16 protein-coding genes are annotated in these 16,715 nt (G+C 72.4%); 15 read left to right on the forward strand and 1 reads right to left on the reverse strand.

Annotation, left to right across the window (positions count from 1 at the left end):
- The first annotated feature begins 45 nt into the window (after nucleotides 1–45).
- The 6 genes from A6P39_RS33715 (at nucleotide 46) to A6P39_RS33740 (ending at nucleotide 5,946) form a co-directional block, all read left to right on the forward strand.
- Complete coding sequence (locus A6P39_RS33715; RefSeq protein ID WP_067046372.1) at nucleotides 46–1,089, forward strand: sugar-binding transcriptional regulator; 1,044 nt, start codon at nucleotides 46–48, stop codon at nucleotides 1,087–1,089.
- Nucleotides 1,090–1,268: 179 nt separating this feature from the next.
- Nucleotides 1,269–1,733 carry a ribonuclease domain-containing protein gene (locus A6P39_RS33720; RefSeq protein ID WP_079133417.1) on the forward strand — a complete coding sequence of 155 codons (465 nt, stop codon included), beginning with the start codon at nucleotides 1,269–1,271 and terminating at the stop codon, nucleotides 1,731–1,733.
- Nucleotides 1,730–2,059 (forward strand): barstar family protein, encoded by a 330-nt coding sequence (locus A6P39_RS33725; protein ID WP_067046374.1) that lies wholly within the window; start codon nucleotides 1,730–1,732, stop codon nucleotides 2,057–2,059. Before A6P39_RS33720 ends, A6P39_RS33725 begins: the two co-directional genes overlap by 4 nt.
- Nucleotides 2,060–2,189: 130 nt before the next feature.
- Complete coding sequence (locus tag A6P39_RS33730) at nucleotides 2,190–3,632, forward strand: GuaB1 family IMP dehydrogenase-related protein (RefSeq protein WP_067046524.1); 1,443 nt, start codon at nucleotides 2,190–2,192, stop codon at nucleotides 3,630–3,632.
- A gap of 346 nt (nucleotides 3,633–3,978) precedes the next feature.
- Entirely contained in the window at nucleotides 3,979–5,466 is a 1,488-nt protein-coding gene (locus tag A6P39_RS33735; RefSeq protein WP_067046376.1) for an amino acid permease, read from the forward strand.
- 27 nt (nucleotides 5,467–5,493) lie between these two features.
- Nucleotides 5,494–5,946, forward strand: coding sequence for an Lrp/AsnC family transcriptional regulator (locus A6P39_RS33740; RefSeq protein WP_067046378.1), 453 nt, complete (start codon nucleotides 5,494–5,496; stop codon nucleotides 5,944–5,946).
- A gap of 29 nt (nucleotides 5,947–5,975) precedes the next feature.
- Here A6P39_RS33740 and A6P39_RS33745 read toward each other — a convergent pair whose 3' ends face one another.
- Nucleotides 5,976–6,716, reverse strand: a complete 741-nt coding sequence (locus A6P39_RS33745) for a GntR family transcriptional regulator (RefSeq protein WP_067046381.1) — start codon at nucleotides 6,714–6,716, stop codon at nucleotides 5,976–5,978.
- Between the two features lie 206 nt (nucleotides 6,717–6,922).
- On the opposite strand from A6P39_RS33745, the gene A6P39_RS33750 reads away from it, so the two are divergent.
- From A6P39_RS33750 to A6P39_RS33790, 9 genes are all read left to right on the forward strand, one after another.
- Nucleotides 6,923–8,083, forward strand: coding sequence for an ABC transporter substrate-binding protein (locus A6P39_RS33750; RefSeq protein WP_067046383.1), 1,161 nt, complete (start codon nucleotides 6,923–6,925; stop codon nucleotides 8,081–8,083).
- On the forward strand, nucleotides 8,080–8,961 hold the full coding sequence (locus tag A6P39_RS33755) for an ABC transporter permease (RefSeq protein WP_067046384.1): 882 nt from the start codon (nucleotides 8,080–8,082) through the stop codon (nucleotides 8,959–8,961). Before A6P39_RS33750 ends, A6P39_RS33755 begins: the two co-directional genes overlap by 4 nt.
- Nucleotides 8,946–9,767, forward strand: coding sequence for an ABC transporter permease (locus A6P39_RS33760; protein ID WP_067046387.1), 822 nt, complete (start codon nucleotides 8,946–8,948; stop codon nucleotides 9,765–9,767). Before A6P39_RS33755 ends, A6P39_RS33760 begins: the two co-directional genes overlap by 16 nt.
- Before the next feature lie 8 nt (nucleotides 9,768–9,775).
- Nucleotides 9,776–10,852 carry an ABC transporter ATP-binding protein gene (locus tag A6P39_RS33765; RefSeq protein WP_067046389.1) on the forward strand — a complete coding sequence of 359 codons (1,077 nt, stop codon included), beginning with the start codon at nucleotides 9,776–9,778 and terminating at the stop codon, nucleotides 10,850–10,852.
- 14 nt (nucleotides 10,853–10,866) lie between these two features.
- Nucleotides 10,867–12,333, forward strand: a complete 1,467-nt coding sequence (locus A6P39_RS33770; protein ID WP_067046390.1) for an HAD-IA family hydrolase — start codon at nucleotides 10,867–10,869, stop codon at nucleotides 12,331–12,333.
- 94 nt (nucleotides 12,334–12,427) lie between these two features.
- Nucleotides 12,428–15,043 carry a sensor histidine kinase gene (locus tag A6P39_RS33775; RefSeq protein WP_079133418.1) on the forward strand — a complete coding sequence of 872 codons (2,616 nt, stop codon included), beginning with the start codon at nucleotides 12,428–12,430 and terminating at the stop codon, nucleotides 15,041–15,043.
- The gene (locus A6P39_RS33780; protein ID WP_067046392.1) at nucleotides 15,033–15,470 is read left to right on the forward strand and encodes a roadblock/LC7 domain-containing protein; all 438 of its coding nucleotides are present in this window, start codon (nucleotides 15,033–15,035) and stop codon (nucleotides 15,468–15,470) included. Before A6P39_RS33775 ends, A6P39_RS33780 begins: the two co-directional genes overlap by 11 nt.
- A 7-nt stretch (nucleotides 15,471–15,477) precedes the next feature.
- Nucleotides 15,478–15,858, forward strand: coding sequence for a DUF742 domain-containing protein (locus A6P39_RS33785; RefSeq protein WP_234378931.1), 381 nt, complete (start codon nucleotides 15,478–15,480; stop codon nucleotides 15,856–15,858).
- A gap of 144 nt (nucleotides 15,859–16,002) precedes the next feature.
- Nucleotides 16,003–16,635 (forward strand): DUF4232 domain-containing protein, encoded by a 633-nt coding sequence (locus A6P39_RS33790; RefSeq protein WP_067046394.1) that lies wholly within the window; start codon nucleotides 16,003–16,005, stop codon nucleotides 16,633–16,635.
- The last annotated feature ends 80 nt before the right edge of the window (nucleotides 16,636–16,715 follow it).

Raw genomic sequence — 16,715 nt, forward strand, 5'->3', positions numbered from 1 at the left:
GATCAGTCGCCCCGAATCTGCAAGGATGAACGGCGAATCCAGAGTGTGAACAGCAGTGAGGAGATCGCCGTGTCGGGTATGTCGGCGGGCCGGTCAGCCATGCGGATGGGACCCGCTGAGCTGGTCCAGGCGGCGGCCATGGCCCGCCGCTTCTACCTCGAGGGGAAATCCAAGATCCAGATCGCAGAGGAGTTCGGCGTCAGCCGCTTCAAAGTGGCCCGGGTCCTGGAGACGGCCCTCGAACGGGATCTCGTGCGTATCGAGATCCGTGTGCCGGCCGAACTGGACGCCGAGCGCTCCGACGCGCTCCGCGCCCGCTACGGCCTGAGGCACGCCGTCGTGGTCGAGTCCCCGGCCGAGGCCGAGGAGACCCCCGACCCCGAGAACCTCGGCGAGGTCGCCGCCGACCTGCTCGGCGAACTGGTCAACGAGGGGGACGTGCTGGGGCTGGCCTGGGGCCGGTCCACGATCCACATGGCGGCGGCGCTCGACCGGCTGCCGCCGTGCACGGTGGTGCAGCTGACGGGCGTGTACGACGCCGGGACCGCCGAGCGCGGCTCGGTGGAGGCCGTGCGCCGTGCCGCGCAGGTGTCGGGCGGGGACGCGCACCCCATCTACGCGCCGATGCTGCTGCCGGACGCGGCCACCGCGGCGGCGCTGCGCAATCAGACCGGGATCGCCCGGGCCTTCGAGTACTTCGACAAGGTCACGGTCGCCTGCGTCTCCATCGGCTCCTGGGAGCCGGGCATCTCGACGGTGCACGACATGCTCAGCGACGAGGAGCGGGCGCACTACGCCTCGCTCGGTGTCGCCGCCGAGATGTCCGCGCACCTCTTCGATGCCGAGGGACGCAGGATCGGCCGGGACCTGGGGGAGCGGTGCATCACGGTCAAGGCCGACCAGCTGCGCCGGATCCCGGAGGTCGTGGCGATCGCGGGCGGGCAGCGCAAGGCTGCCGCGATCGACGCGGTGCTGCGGTCCGGGCTGGTCACCAGCCTGGTCACGGACACCTCGGCCGCGGACTACCTGATGACAGCGGGCCCGACCCCGAAGCCCGCACTCAGCCGGGCGGACCCGGACGGGCTCTGACGGGGCCGGTCCTGCGGATCCTCACGGTCATGGCGGCCCCGGCAGGCCGTGGCGGCTCGGTCGGTTGTGGCGGCTCGGTCGGTCGTGGTGTCCGGGCGGCTCGCCGAGGCGCGGTGGGTCATGGCGTCCCGGCGGGTCGTCCTGGCCGAGGAGCGGGCTGGGCGTGGGAGCATCTCCGCATGCTGTCGCGTTTCGGCCCCCACATGCCGAGAGTGCCCCGGAGCCTGCCCCGTGCGCTCGCGGGGCTGCTGGCCGTCGTGCTCGCCGTGCTGCTCGCGGGGTGCTCGTCCGGTCCGCAGGCGAGGTCCGGTGCCGGGACCGGTTCCGGCACGGAGCCGGCCGCGTCCGCTCCGGCGTGGGCCCACGGCATGGGCACCGTCAGGGAGTCCCAGCTGCCGGCCGAGGCCCGCAGGACCCTCGCCCTGATCGACAAGGGCGGCCCCTTCCCGTACGCCAAGGACGGGGTCGTCTTCGGGAACTTCGAGGGACATCTGCCCGGGCGCCCGCGCGGCTACTACCACGAGTACACGGTCAGGACGCCCGGCTCGCGCGACCGTGGGGCCCGGCGCATCGTCACCGGCCGGGGCGGGGAGATCTACTACACCGATGATCACTACAACTCGTTCCGGGCGGTGCTGAGATGAGCGAAGACCTGGCGGGCCGCCACCTGGTCACGCTGGATCTTGACGGTGTGACCGACAAGGCCAGCCTGATGGACCGGGCCGCCCGCGCCCTGACGCTGCCCGACTGGTTCGGCCGCAACTGGGACGCGCTGGCCGACTCGCTCGGCGACCACACCGTGTGGCCGCCGGGCGCCGTGGAACAGGGGATGCTGATCGTCGTCCGGGGCTGGCAGCCGTATGCCGAGGCGCGCCCCGAGGAGTGGCGGACGGCCCAGGAGGTGTTCACGGAGGCGGTGGACCGTACGCCGTCCCTGGCCGTCGTGCTGGCCCTTGGAGGAACCTCCTAAGGCCCTGCCTCCGGCCTGGACGTTCTGTTGGGGCATGACAAGTCTCCCGTCATGGGACAATGAGGTACGTGCTCTTTTCCCCTGGCACACCTGTCGGGGGTCACCTCTGAACGACTGGGATGTGCAGCACGTGCGTTTCCTCAATGACATCCAGCCCGCGTACGACCTGACGTACGACGACGTGTTCATGGTGCCGAGCCGCTCCGCGGTCGGCTCGCGTCAGGGCGTGGACCTCAGCTCGCCGGACGGCACGGGCACCACCATCCCGCTCGTCGTCGCCAACATGACCGCCATCGCCGGCCGCCGCATGGCCGAGACCATGGCCCGCCGCGGCGGTCTGGTGGTCATCCCGCAGGACATCCCGATCGACGTCGTCACTGATGTCGTCTCCTGGGTGAAGAGCCGCCACCTGGTGCTCGACACGCCGATCGTGCTGGCCCCGCACCAGACGGTCGCCGACGCCCTGGCCCTGCTGCCCAAGCGGGCCCACAACGCGGGTGTCGTCGTGGACGAGAACCGGCGGCCCGTCGGTGTCGTCACCGACCAGGACCTGACCGGCGTCGACCGCTTCACCCAGCTCGAAGTGGTCATGTCCAAGGACCTGCTGCTGCTCGACGCGGACATCGACCCGCACGAGGCCTTCAACACCCTCGACCACCACAACCGCCGCTACGCCCCGGCCGTCGACAAGGACGGCAAGCTGGCCGGCATCCTCACCCGCAAGGGCGCCCTGCGCGCCACGCTGTACACGCCGGCCGTCGACAAGGACGGCAGGCTGCGCATCGCCGCCGCCGTCGGCATCAACGGCGATGTGGCGGGCAAGGCCAAGCAGCTGCTCGACGCGGGCGTGGACACGCTCGTCATCGACACCGCGCACGGTCACCAGGAGTCGATGATCAGCGCGATCAAGCTGGTGCGCGCGCTCGACCCGCAGGTGCCGATCGCCGCGGGCAACATCGTCTCCGCCGAGGGCGTCAAGGACCTCATCGACGCCGGCGCGGACATCATCAAGGTCGGTGTGGGCCCCGGCGCCATGTGCACCACCCGCATGATGACCGGCGTGGGCCGGCCGCAGTTCTCCGCGGTTCTTGAGTGCGCCGCCGAGGCGAAGAAGTACGGCAAGCACGTGTGGGCCGACGGCGGTGTCCGGCACCCGCGCGACGTGGCCATGGCCCTCGCGGCCGGTGCGTCCAACGTGATGGTCGGCTCCTGGTTCGCGGGCACCTACGAGTCCCCGGGCGACCTCCAGCACGACGCCGACGGGCGCGCCTACAAGGAGTCCTTCGGCATGGCGTCCGCGCGCGCGGTGGCCAACCGCACGTCGGAGGAGTCGGCCTACGACCGGGCCCGCAAGGCGCTGTTCGAGGAGGGCATCTCCACCTCCCGCATGTTCCTCGACCCGGCCCGCCCGGGCGTCGAGGACCTGATCGACTCGATCATCGCGGGCGTCCGCTCCTCCTGCACCTACGCGGGTGCCGGCTCCCTGGAGGAGTTCGCCGAGAAGGCCGTCGTCGGCATCCAGAGCGCCGCCGGCTACGCCGAGGGCAAGCCGCTGCACGCCAGCTGGAGCTGACCCTCAAGGCCTCCAGGCCTCTCAAGTCCCTTCCGTACGGCCCCCGTTGATCCCGAGCCCGGGACCGGCGGGGGCCGTCGGCATGTTCAAGACTTCGCAAAGGGGATCTGTGGGACAGCTGCGCAACGGTCGGCAGCCCGTGTGCAACGAATTGGCATTCTCGGCCGATGAACGCAATGATCATCCGGGGACGCGCAAGGTTGCTGCATTACGTCCGTGAAGGCCACCCCCGTAGGGTGCTGCGCTGTACGTGGCGTGGCGGGGACTCCGCTCGGTGGGTTCCTGCCCCTGCAGGGCTGCCCCCGGTCCCCGTCCGCAATGACCGGCAGCGATAAGGAGCCAGCGCGTGCTCGACCAAGGTGCACCCCCGCACGACCGCACAGCGACCACCCCCGCGTCCCCGGGTGTCGCAGCGCGCCTCATGCGGCGCAAGCCCGTGGAACGCCTGGTCGCGGAGGGCGGCCAGGGTGAGGGAGGTTCGCTGCGGCGATCCCTCGGGCTGTGGCAGCTGACCATGATCAGCATTGGCGCCACCCTCGGCACCGGCATCTTCGTCGTCCTCGGCGAGGCCGTCCCCAAGGCGGGTCCGGCCGTCACCCTCTCCTTTGTGATCGCCGGTCTCACCGCGCTGTTCTCGGCCCTGTCCTACGCCGAGCTGGCGGGCACCATCCCGGTCGCCGGCTCCTCGTACTCGTACGCATACGCAACGATGGGCGAGCTGATCGCCTGGGTCTGCGGCTGGTGTCTGCTCCTGGAGTACGGCGTCTCGGTGGCCGCGGTGGCCGTCGGCTGGGGCCAGTACCTGAACGAGCTGCTGGACGGCACCGTGGGCGTCACCATCCCGGACGCCCTGTCGGCCCCGCCCGGCCAGGGCGGCATCTTCAACCTGCCCGCCCTGATCGTCGTCCTCCTCGCGATGGTGTTCCTGCTCGGCGGCGCCAAGGAGTCCGCGCGGGCCAACACCGTCATGGTGTCGGTGAAGATCGCCGCCCTGATCCTCTTCTGCGCCATCGGCTTCATGGGCTTCAAGTCCGGCAACTACTCGAACTTCATGCCGCTCGGCATGGCGGGCGTCAGCGCGGCCGGCGCCACGCTGTTCTTCTCGTACATCGGCTTCGACGCCGCCTCCACCGCCGGTGAGGAGGCGAAGAACGCCCAGCGTGACCTGCCGCGCGCGATCATGCTGTCCCTGGTCATCGTGACCGCGCTGTACGTCCTCGTCGCGGCCGTCGCCGTGGGCGCCTGGCCCTGGAAGAAGTTCAAGGACTCCGAGGCCGCGCTCGCGCAGATCATGACCGACGTCACCGGGCAGAGCTTCTGGGGCACGCTGCTCGCGTTCTGCGCGGTCATCGCCATCGCCAGCGTCGTGCTGACCGTGCTCTACGGCCAGACCCGCATCCTGTTCGCGATGTCCCGCGACGGCCTCGTGCCGGGGATCTTCGCCAGGGTGCACCCGAAGACCGGCGCGCCGCGCGCCAACACGGTCATCGTGTCCGTGTTCTGCGGTGTCCTCGCCGCCGCCATCCCGCTGGGCCAGCTGGCGGACGCCACCAGCATCGGCACGCTGTTCGCCTTCGCGCTGGTCAATGTCGCGGTGGTCGTGCTGCGCCGCACGCGCCCGGCCATGCACCGCACCTTCCGCGTGCCGCTGTCGCCGGTACTGCCCGCGCTGGGCTTCCTCTTCTGCATCTGGATGATGGGCAGCCTGTCCGAGGTCACCTGGATCGTGTTCGGTGTCTGGATGGCCCTCGGGCTCGTGTTCTACTTCGTGTACGGCTATCGCCGTTCCCGTCTCGCGACCGGTGAGGACCTCGCGGTGACGGCAGAGAAGTGACCGGACCGAAGAAGTGAACCACCCGCTGTGCTGAACGATCTCGACGAACGCATCGTGCACGCCCTCGCCGAGGACGCCCGCCGCTCCTACGCGGACATCGGGCAACTGGTCGGACTGTCCGCGCCCGCCGTGAAGCGGCGCGTGGACCGGCTGCGCGCCACCGGAGCCATCACCGGATTCACCGTCCGGGTGGATCCGGCGGCGCTCGGCTGGGAGACCGAGGGGTTCATCGAGATCCACTGCCGGCGCAACACCTCGCCGGAGACCATTCAGCGGGGCCTGGAGCGCTACCAGGAGGTCGTGGCCGCGTCGACCGTCACCGGCGACGCGGACGCGATCGCCCAGGTCTTCGCCTCCGACATGCGTCACTTCGAACGGGTCCTGGAGCGGATCGCCGGGGAGCCGTTCGTGGAGCGGACCAAGTCCGTGCTGGTGCTGTCGCCGCTGCTGCGGCGCTTTTCTTCCGGGGCGCCGGGGTAGGGGACCCCAACGGCAAAGCCCCCCGAGTTCTATCCCGGTGTCGTGCGCGCCAGCGCATTGTTGCCGATTGAATTGTGCACACTGAAGCTCACCGCGTCCGAGCGGTACCGGTCGTCCGACCACTCCACCGGCCGCCCCTCGCGGGTCGTCGTCACACGCCGGACCCGAAGGAGCGGACTTGTGCGCCGCACCCCCAGCAGCTCCGCGTCCTGCGCGCCTGCCGCCACCGCGTCGATGACGTGCTCGCCGTAGGCGAAGACCAGCCCCGTGTCGTCGTACAGCCGCTGGGTGACGGAGGGGCAGTCCGGTTCGATCGACTCCACCGCGGGGGAGATCCAGTCGGCGTACACCGTGCGCTCCAGCAGTACCGGTTCGCCGTCCAGGCCGCGTACCCGGAGCACCTGCAACACCCGTGTGCCGATGGGGAGTTGGAGACGTATGGCGTCCTCGTGGGTCGCCGGGCGGTACTCCTGTGCCACCACGTGGCCGGTGGCCTCGCGGCCCATCGCGCGGGCCCACTGGGCGAAGCTGCGCAGTTCCTCGAAGCTCTGGCTGCGGCGGCTGGCGAGCACCACGCGCCGGGCGCCCTGGCGGGAGCCGATCAGGCCCTCGGAGGTCAGAGCCGCGACGGCCTGGCGGACCGTGCCGCGTGAGACGCCGTAGTGCGCGGCCAGTTCCGACTCCGAGGGCAGCCGGCTGCCGACCGTGTACTCCTCGCGGTCGATGGCTCGCCGCAGCTCGTCGGCGATCTCCTCGTGTCGCGCCGTCATGCTTCCCCTCTGCTCGGGTCACTGTGCACAGCGTGACCAGCCTAATCGACACACCTTGGTGATCCGTGTCAGTCGGAAGTGTGCAGGGAAACAGCGGGCGCTGTTTCGGCGCCGTTCATGAACAGGACACCGGGGCCGGGCGTACTGAGGCCAACTTGTTCAGACAAGTTCTCCCCTCGCTTCTCATGTGTCCCCCTGGAGAGACCGTGAACGTGTCCTTGCCGAGAAACGCCGTGATCGGCGGCTGCACCGCCGTCGTCGCCGCGTTCGCCCTCAGCGCCTGCGGCGCCGCCCCCGACAACGCGTCGACCACCACCAAGGACGGCAAGAGCGCCGCCACCGCCACCTCCGCGGCCGCCTTCGGCGGCATGGACGCCCTGGTCAAGGCGGCCAAGAAGGAGGGCACGCTGCACATCATCGCGGTGCCCCGCGACTGGGCCGACTACGGCGCGATCATCGACGGCTTCCAGAAGAAGTACGGCATCAAGATCGACGACGAGAGCCCCGACGGCACCAGCCAGGACGAGATCAACGCCGTCACCTCCAGGAAGGGCCAGGACCGCGCCCCCGACGTCCTCGACCTGGGTAGCTCCTTCGCGCTGAGCGCCGCCCAGCAGGGGCTGCTCGCGCCGTACAAGGTGGCCTCGTACGGGGACATCCCCGAGGCCCAGAAGGACCCGCAGGCCCGCTGGTACAACGACTACGGCGGCTACATCTCCATCGGCTGCGACGACAAGCGCGTCAAGGACTGCCCCACCAGCTTCAAGGACCTGCTCAAGCCCGAGTACAAGGGCCAGGTCGCGCTCAACGGCAACCCGACCAAGTCCGGCTCGGCCTTCGGCGGCGTCTACGCGGCCGCGCTCGCCAGCGGCGGCTCCTTCGACGACATCCAGCCCGGCCTGGACTTCTTCGCCAAGCTGAAGAAGAGCGGCAACTACACGCCCGTCGAGTCCACCCCGGCCACCGTCGAGAAGGGCGAGACGCCGATCTCCATCGACTGGGACTACCTGAACGCCGGGTACGCCGACGAGTTCAAGTCCAAGGGCCTGGACTGGAAGGTGAACATCCCCACCGACGGCCAGTACGCCCAGTACTACTCCCAGGCCATCAACAAGGACGCCCCGCACCCGGCGGCCGCCCGCCTGTGGCAGGAGTACCTCTACAGCGCCGAGGGCCAGAACCTGTGGCTCAAGGGCTACGCCCGTCCGGCCCTGATGGCCGCCCTGGACAAGGCCGGGACGCTGGACAAGACGGCCGCGGCCAGGCTGCCCCAGGTCACCGGTACGCCCTCCTTCCCGGCCGAGGCCCAGCAGAGCAAGGCCAAGACGGTCATCGCGCAGGGCTGGGGCAAGGCCGTCTCCGGATGACCGCCACCCTCACGCGCGCGGACGTGGCGCCCGTCGCTTCGGCGAAGCGGCGGCGCCGCGCCCCCGGCTGGCTGGCCGTCGTACCGCTGCTGGTGTTCGCCGCCGTCGCCTTCGGCCTGCCCGCCTTCGCCATCCTCGACGGCGCCTTCACGGTCGAGGGCCACTACGGCACGCGGAACCTGACCGGCTCGCTCCAGGGCCCGTACCTCACCGCCCTGCTCGGCAGCGTCAAGCTGTCCGCGATCGCCGCCGCGCTCGGCGCGCTGCTCGGGCTGCCGCTCGCCCAGGCCGTGGTCGGCTCCCGCTCCCGCTGGCTGCGCGAGGCCGTGCTGACCGCCTCCGGCGTGCTCGCCAACTTCGGCGGCGTCCCGCTGGCCTTCGCCTTCGTCGCCACCCTCGGCAACGCCGGCGTCCTGACCGTCCACCTCGGCCTGAAGGACAGCGGCTGGAACCTCTACAGCTTCTGGGGCCTGGTCCTCGTCTACCTGTACTTCCTCATCCCGCTGATGGTCCTCACCATCACCCCCGCGCTGGACGGCCTGCGCACCCAGTGGCGGGAGGCCGCGCTGAACAACGGCGCCACCGGCGTGCAGTACTGGCGCCATGTCGCCCTGCCCGTCCTCGCGCCCTCGCTGCTCGGCGGCCTCGTGCTGCTCTTCGGCAGCGCCTTCGCCGCCTACGCCACCGCCGCCGCCATGGTCGGCAGCGCGGTCCCCCTGGTCACCCTGCAGATCGCCGACGCCCTGTCCGGCAACGTGCTCGTCGGCCAGGAGAACATCGCGCTCGCCCTCAGCCTCGACATGGTCCTGGTGGCCGGCCTGGTGATGGCCGTGTACCTGCCCCTGCAACGCCGGAGCGCCCGATGGCTCGACGCCTGACCCCCTGGCGCTGGGCCGTCCTCGGCCTCGCCGCCCTGTACTTCCTGGTGCCGCTCGGCGCGTCCGTGATCTTCACCGTCGACGTGCCCGGCCAGGGCGTCTCCTTCGACGCCTACACCAAGATCCTGTCCGCCGACGGCTTCGTCTCCAGCCTGCTGCTCTCGCTGGAGCTGGCCCTGGCGACCATCGCGGCCGTGCTGCTGCTGATGGTGCCCGCCATGGTCGCGCTCCGGCTCGGCGCGCCCCGGCTGCGGCCGGTGGTCGAGGTGGTCTGCTCGCTGCCGCTGGTGGTGCCGCCGATCGCGTTCGTCGCCGGGATCGTCACCGTGCTCAAGTGGGGCCCGGACCATCTCTCCCGGACCCCGCTGTTCGAGACGTTCGTCGCGATCCAGAACCCGAGTTTCCCCCTCGTGCTGGTCCTCGCCTACGTCGTGATGGCGCTGCCGTTCGTGTACCGGGCGCTGGACGCGGGCCTGCGCGCCATCGACGTACGCACCCTGGTCGAGGCCGCCCGCAGCTGCGGTGCCTCCTGGCCGCAGGCGCTGGTCCGGGCCGTGCTGCCGAACCTGCGCGGGGCGCTGCTCAACGCGTCCTTCCTCACCCTGGCGCTGGTGCTCGGCGAGTTCACCGTCGCCCAGCTGCTCGGCTACCAGCCCTTCGCCGTGTGGATCTACAACGTCGGCGGCTCGCAGGCCCAGATGTCCGTCGCCGTCTCCGTGCTCAGCCTGCTCGTCACCTGGGCCCTGCTCCTCGCGCTCGCCGGTGCCGGCGGCGGACGCACCCGAACCGCCAACTCCCGGGGATGACACACACCATGACCGCCACCACGCTCGAGAAGGCCACTGCCGAAAAGGCGGCGACCGTCGAATTCCGCTCACTGCGGCGGGAGTTCGGGGCCACCGTCGCGCTCGACGGACTCGACCTCACCGTCCGCCCCGGGGAGTTCCTGGCCCTGCTCGGCCCCTCCGGCTGCGGCAAGACCACCGCGCTGCGCATGCTCGCCGGCTTCGAACACCCCGACTCCGGCGCCGTGCTGGTGGACGGCGAGGACGTCACCCACGTCCCGGCCCACCGCCGCGACGCCGGGATGGTCTTCCAGTCGTACAGCCTCTTCCCGCATCTGAGCGCCGTCGACAACGTCGCCTTCGGGCTGCGCATGCGCGGCGTCCGTACGGCCGAACGCCGGGCCCGAGCAGCCGAGTTGCTGGAGCTGGTCGGCCTCGGCGACAAGGGTGAGCGCTATCCGCACCAGCTCTCGGGCGGCCAGCAGCAGCGCATCGCGCTGGCCCGCGCCCTCGCGCTGCGCCCGCGGGTGCTGCTCCTCGACGAACCGCTCTCCGCGCTCGACGCCAAGGTCCGCCTGACCCTGCGCGAGGAGATCCGCCGGCTCCAGCAGGAACTCGGCATCACCACCCTGTTCGTGACGCATGATCAGGAGGAGGCCCTGTCGGTTGCCGACCGGGTCGCCGTCATGCGCGCCGGACGCCTCGAACAGTGCGCCGAACCCGCCGAGTTGTACGGCCGGCCCGCCACCGCCTTCGTCGCCGAGTTCGTCGGCACGATGAGCCGGATCCCGGGCGAGCTGACCGACGGCACGGTCCAGGTGCTCGGGCAGCGGCTGCCCGCCGACGCCGCGGTGCCGGACGGACCGGTGGACGTGCTGGTGCGGCCGGAGGCCGTACGAATCCTTGCCGACGAGCAGGGCACCGCCCGCGTCGTCGCCACCGCCTTCCTCGGCGCGGTCGTCCGGGTCGCCGTACGGCTCGCAGACGGCACCGAGGCCAAGGCCGACCTGCCCGCGCACGAGGCCACCGGGCTCGGCGCCGGAGCCGCCGTCGCCGTGTCGCTGCCCGAGCGGCCGGTGCTGGTGGCCGAACGCATCCAGAAGTGAGGACTGACCCGAACGTGACCCCCCACACCCCCCGACTCCCGCTGCAGGCCGTCCTGTTCGACATGGACGGCACGCTCGTCGACACCGAGCGGCTGTGGTGGGAGGCGGTCGAGCAGGTAGCCGGACGCCCGCTGACCGAGGCCGACCAGCCGGACGTGCTCGGCCGCCCGGTCGAGCACACCGCCGCCTGGCTCGGCGCGGCCACCGGCCGGTCCGCCCCGGACCTCGCCGCCGACCTGCACCGCGAGTTCGCCGACCGCGTCCGCACCGGCATCGTGCCCCGCCCCGGCGCCCTGGACCTGCTGGCCGCGCTGGCCGCCGCCGGCGTCCCGACCGCGCTGGTCACCGCGTCCCCGCGGGCGGTCGCCGACGTCGTCCTCGACGCCCTGGGCGCCGGGCGGTTCGCGGCCTCCGTCACCGCCGACGACACCGCCCGCACCAAGCCGGCCCCCGACCCGTACCTCGCCGCCTGCCGGGCCCTCGGCGTTGACCCGGCCGGCTGTGTGGCCGTCGAGGACACCGAGACCGGGGTGGCCTCCGCCGAGGCCGCCGGCTGTGCCGTACTCGCCGTGCCGTCCCTCGCCCCGATCGGCGCGGCACCCGGCCGGAGCGTACGGGAGAGCCTGGCCGGGGTCACGGTCGAGGAGCTGCGCGCGATGGCCACGCCCGAACTGCGGGTCATGAGCTGGAACCTGTGGCTCGGCGGCAGCCCCGTCGACGACCACCGGGCCAAGCAGCTCAAGGTCATCCTGGAGAGCGGCGCCGACGTCGTCGGCCTCCAGGAGACGGGCGGCACGGCAGCCGAGGAGCTGGCCGAGGCCCTCGGCTGGCACCACCACCGGGCCGGCGAGAACCTCGGCGTCATCAGCCGCCACCCGATCACCGCCCGCTTCGGCGACCCGGACGTCGGCTTCTACGGCGCCGCGGGCGTCCGGATCGCCGTGGCGCCCGGCCGCGAGGTCGACGTGTGGACCGCGCACCTGCACTACACGCCGTACGGGCCCTACGAGTCCGTCTTCGACGGGCTGCCGGCGGCCGAGCTGATCGCCCACGAGGAGGTCCGGCTCGCACAGATGCGGGACGCGCTGGAGCGGATCGACGACTCCTCGGCCCACGGCGTCCCGGTGGTCCTCGTCGGCGACTTCAACTGCCCCTCCCACCTGGACTGGCCGGCCGTCGCGTGGCCGGTGACCAAAGCCGCCGAGGACGCGGGCTTCGCCGACTCCTACCGCGAGGCCCACCCGGACCCCGCCGCCGCGCCCGGGCACACCTGGTCGCCGATCCACCCCGTGCACGAGGACGGCAGCGGCCGGCTCGAACCGCAGGACCGGATCGACTACGTCCTGCACCGCGGCCTGACCGTGCTTCAGGCGCGCACCCTCGTCACCGGCACCCCGCGCCCCTGGCCGGACGTGGCCGGCAACGACTGGCCCTCCGACCACGCGGCGGTCGTCACGACCTTCGCGCCGCCTTCGAGGTGACCTGGGGTTACCGCAGGTCACCATTGCGGCGCGGAGATTGATCCCGTAGGTTGTGCCGCGCTCTCTACTGACTGGTAACACCGGCAGGTACTCCATGCGCTGGCCCATCCGCCGCCCCACCACCGTCCGCGCGCGGATCGTGGCGCTCGCGCTCGCCCCGGCCGTCGCGCTGATGGCGCTGTGGAGCTTCGCCATGTGGTCCGTCACCGGCGAACTGCGCGCACTGGTCCGGGTCCAGGGGGTGTACGAGGACTTCGGCACCCCCGTGGACACCGCGATCGGTCAGATCCAGATCGAGCGCCGGTTGTCCGCCGCCTACCTGGGCGCCCGCCTCGACACGGCCGCCGCCGGCCAACTGCTCGAGCAGCAGCGCCGTACCGACCAGGCCGTCGAGGCCATGAAGCGGGCGGTGCAGGGCGGCGACCGGAGCCGGCTGACGGCCCGGCAGCGGCACGCCGTGGACGCCATGGCCGCGGCCACCGGCCGGCTGGAGGGGCTGCGCGAGCGCGTGCTGTCCCGGGACATCACCTGGGACCGGGCGGTCGACGAGTACAGCGCGCTGGTGGAGCCCGGCTTCGACGTGCAGTCCACGCTCACCTCCCTGCAGGCCGGACAGCTCGCCCGCGAGGCCCAGGTCGTCATCGAGCTGGTGCGGGTCCGCGAGTACGTGTCACGGGAGGACGCGCTGGTCGCCGGGGCGCGGGCGGCCGGCACCCTGAGCGGCCGGCAGTACGGCGCACTGACCACGACCATCGAGGACCGGCGCGTCTTCCAGCGGACGTACGTACCGGACCTGCCCGCCGACTCGCGCGGTCTGTTCGACCAGTTCCAGCGCGGTGACCTGTACGGCTCGCTGGTACGTGGCGAGGACGCGCTGCTGCGGGCCGGCGCGTCCGGCGCCGGGAAGGCCGTCCGGGCCGGCACCTGGCGCTCGACCGTCGACCGGGCCGTCGTCCGCTACCGCGAGCTGTGCACCAGCTCCGCCGAGAACTCCGCCGCGCGCGGGCGCGCCTTCGCCTACCGGGAACTGGCCAAGGCGGCCGTCGTCGGCGCGGTCGGGCTGGCCGCCGCCGGGGTGTCGCTGTGGTTCGCGGTGCGCGGCGCCCGGCGCATCTCGCGGCGCCTGGAGACGCTCAGGGACGCGGCCGACGTCCTCACCAGGGACCAACTGCCGGACGTCATGCGCAGGCTGAGCGCCGGTGAGGAGGTGGACGCGCTCACCGAGGCACCTCCGCTGGCCGCCGACGAGGTCGGCGACGACGAGATCGGGCAGGTCGGCCGGTCCTTCAACACCGCGCGGCACGCCGCCGTCGAGGCCGCGGTCCAGCAAGCCGGGCTGCGACGGGGGCAGTTCGCGGTGCTGCTCACCATCGCGCGCCGCAACCAGGCCCTGGTGCACCGCCAGCTGAAGCTCGTCGACACGCTGGAGCGGCGCACCGACGACCCGGACGTGCTGCGCGAGCTGTTCGGCATCGACCACCTCACCACCCGTATGAGGCGGCACGCCGAGAGCCTGATCATCCTCTCCGGCGCCACGCCCGGCCGCCGCTGGCGCCGGCCGGTGCCGCTCGCCGACGTCGTCGCCTCGGCGGTGGGTGAGATCGAGGACTACGCGCGCGTGGTGGTGCCGCCGATGCCCGAGGTGGGAGTGGCCGCGGACGCGGTCGCCGACGTGGTCCATCTCGTCGCCGAACTCCTGGAGAACGCCACGGTGTTCTCGCCGCCGCACACCCGGGTCACCCTGCGCACCGGGCGTGTGGGCAGCGGGTTCGTCCTGGAGATCGACGACCGGGGCCTCGGCCTCGACACCGACGCTCGTGCCCAGGCCCACGCCACCCTCACGGACCCCGACGCCTTCGACCCCACCCGCCACGACCGGCTGGGCCTCTACGTCGTCGGCCGCCTCGCCGCCCGCCACGGCATCGAGATCACCCTGCGGGACTCGCCGTACGGGGGGACGACGGCGGTGGTGCGACTGCCTTCGGCGGTGCTGGCGGAGGTGGCGGAGAGGGAGCCGGCGGAAGGGGAGCCGACGGGTGCGGGCGTGGGTGCGGGTTCCGGTGCCGGGCTGCGGCAGGCGGGTACGCCCGCCGAGCTGAGGCCCGCCGGAACGACCGCGGTCGTACGGGAGCTGCCGACCCGGAAACGGACAGGTGCCCGGCCCGCTGCCGACAGGGCGCTGCCGCCACGGAAGCCGTCCGCCACGGAACCCGCCGCCAGGCCGGTGGTGCCCGTGGAGTCCGTCGCGCCGGAGGTGCCCGACGAGCCGCCGGCGGTGCCCGGGGCAGAACGCCCCGCCCCCGTCCCGGCCCCCGCTCCCGTGCTCCCCACCCGTACCCGGCAGGCCTCCCTCGCCCGGGAGCTGCGGGACGATCCGCCGCCGCGGTCGGCGCCGCCCGGGCGTGAGGTCGATGCCGACGAGATGCGGGCGATCTTCGGCGCCTTCCAGCGCGGCCTCGACCGCGGCCGCCGGGGCCTGCCGGCGACGGACGACGTGACGCCCTCCGGCACCGGTGCCCCGAGGCCGACGGCACCGCGGCTCCCCGGGGACGCGACCAGCCCCCACGTACCCGCACCCGGCCAGGCACCCGGCTCCGGCCCCGCGGACCATGAGGCCGCCGACACCGACACCGACACCGACACCGACACCGGCACCGACGCCGTGACCACCCACGCCCACGAAGGGACGGACACCGACGATGCACGGTGACGATCAGACCCCCGAGACCCCTGTCCCGCCCGCGGGAGCGCCTGGTACGGATCTCGGCTGGCTGCTCGACGACCTCGTGGCCCGCACCGGCGAGGTCCGCCAGGCCGTGCTGCTCACCGCCGACGGCCTGCCGATCAGCAGCTCCGACGGCATGCGCCGGCCGGACATCGAGCATCTGGCCGCCGTCTGCTCCGGCTTCCACGGCCTCGCCCGCTCGGCGGGGGAGCGGTTCGGCGCGGGCGAGGTCCGCCAGACCATGGTGATGCTCGACGACGCCTACCTCTTCATCACCCCGGCCGGCCACGGCAGCCGGCTCGCCGTCCTCAGCGAGGCCCACACCGACGTCGGCCAGCTCGCCCACGAGATGGCCCTGCTCGTCCGCCGCCTCGGCCGCCACCTGGACGCGGCCGCCCGTACGGCCCCCTGATCCCACCGTGAGCGACGAGCACTGGTACGAGGACGAGACCGGGTCGATGGTGCGCCCCTACACGGTGACCCGGGGCCGCACCCGGCCCTCCGGCGCGCACGCCATCGACCTGATGTCCCAGGTCGGCGCGGTGGAGATAGACGCGCCGGGCCCCGACATCGACCACGCCCGTGCCGCACTGCTCGACCTGATCCGGCGCGGCCGGCGCCCCGTGGCCGAGCTGGCCGCCGACGCCGACCTGCCGCTGACCGTGCTGCGCGTCCTGCTCGGCGACCTGGCCGAGGCGGGCCTGATCCGCATCGACGCGCCCCGCCGCTCCCCGGCGGGCGGACCGGCCGCCGATCCGGAGCTGCTGCGGGAGATCGTGGAGCGGTTGCGGGAGATCTGAGCAGGTCCGGAAGCTCTTGTAACAGGCACGTACTAGGGGTGTGCCGAGCGGAACGGCGCAGGCGCCCCGGACGGTCTCCCTGGGCGGCACGTCACCCGCGCCGCTCGCGCCGATCAGTGAGCGGCAACGCCCTGAAGGGGAACCATGCGCGTCCAGAAGCTCTCGCTGCTCGCCATCGCCGCCGTCGCCGGTCTGTCGCTCACCGCCTGTTCGGGCAGCGGCAACGGCTCGTCCGGCAAGAGCGGCTCCCCCACCCCCGGCCAGAGCGCTGCCTCCCAGGACTCCGGCTCCCAGAGCACCGGTGGCAGCGGCGCGACCTCCGGCAAGGGCACCGGCACCGGCCAGTCCGGCTCGGGCGGCGGTGGCACGGCCGTGGGTGGCGGCGCGGGCGCGTGCCGGACCTCCCACCTCGTGTTCAGCACCTCCGGCGCCATGGCCGAGGGCGAGCTGATCGTGAACCTGAAGAACGCCGGCTCCGCCACCTGCACCCTCAAGGGCTTCCCCGGCGCCGACCTCAAGAGCAAGGACGGCACCATCAGCGCCAAGCGCAGCACGGTCGCCCCCGTGCCGGTGAGGATCAAGCCGGGCGAGGAGACCCGGTTCACGCTGCACTACCCCCCGAACACCTCCGGCGGCACCGGTGAGACCTTCACCAGCCTGATCGTCACGCCGCCGAACGAGACGCACTCGCACGCCCTGCCGGTCACCATCAACGTCCCCGTCTCGGACGGCACCGGCTCCGCCATCACCGTCGACCCGGTCGGCACCGGGAAGTAGCCGGAAAGCGGTACGGCCCCCGGCCGCCACTCACGACCCAGGCGTCACCCGGTCCCCGTCCGTACCCCGCACCCGCGGAG

It is taken from the genome of Streptomyces sp. FXJ1.172, from assembly GCF_001636945.3.
In the GTDB taxonomy this organism is placed as follows: domain Bacteria; phylum Actinomycetota; class Actinomycetes; order Streptomycetales; family Streptomycetaceae; genus Streptomyces.

What these genes read in the sequence shown, in the direction of transcription:
- A6P39_RS33720 (WP_079133417.1), top strand. Translation starts at nt 1,269, where the DNA reads ATGCTGTCGCGTTTCGGCCCCCACATGCCGAGAGTGCCCCGGAGCCTG.
- A6P39_RS33725 (WP_067046374.1), top strand. Translation starts at nt 1,730, where the DNA reads ATGAGCGAAGACCTGGCGGGCCGCCACCTGGTCACGCTGGATCTTGAC.
- A6P39_RS33745 (WP_067046381.1), bottom strand. Translation starts at nt 6,716, where the DNA reads ATGACGGCGCGACACGAGGAGATCGCCGACGAGCTGCGGCGAGCCATC.
- A6P39_RS33755 (WP_067046384.1), top strand. Translation starts at nt 8,080, where the DNA reads ATGACCGCCACCCTCACGCGCGCGGACGTGGCGCCCGTCGCTTCGGCG.
- A6P39_RS33760 (WP_067046387.1), top strand. Translation starts at nt 8,946, where the DNA reads ATGGCTCGACGCCTGACCCCCTGGCGCTGGGCCGTCCTCGGCCTCGCC.
- A6P39_RS33765 (WP_067046389.1), top strand. Translation starts at nt 9,776, where the DNA reads ATGACCGCCACCACGCTCGAGAAGGCCACTGCCGAAAAGGCGGCGACC.
- A6P39_RS33775 (WP_079133418.1), top strand. Translation starts at nt 12,428, where the DNA reads ATGCGCTGGCCCATCCGCCGCCCCACCACCGTCCGCGCGCGGATCGTG.
- A6P39_RS33780 (WP_067046392.1), top strand. Translation starts at nt 15,033, where the DNA reads ATGCACGGTGACGATCAGACCCCCGAGACCCCTGTCCCGCCCGCGGGA.
- A6P39_RS33790 (WP_067046394.1), top strand. Translation starts at nt 16,003, where the DNA reads ATGCGCGTCCAGAAGCTCTCGCTGCTCGCCATCGCCGCCGTCGCCGGT.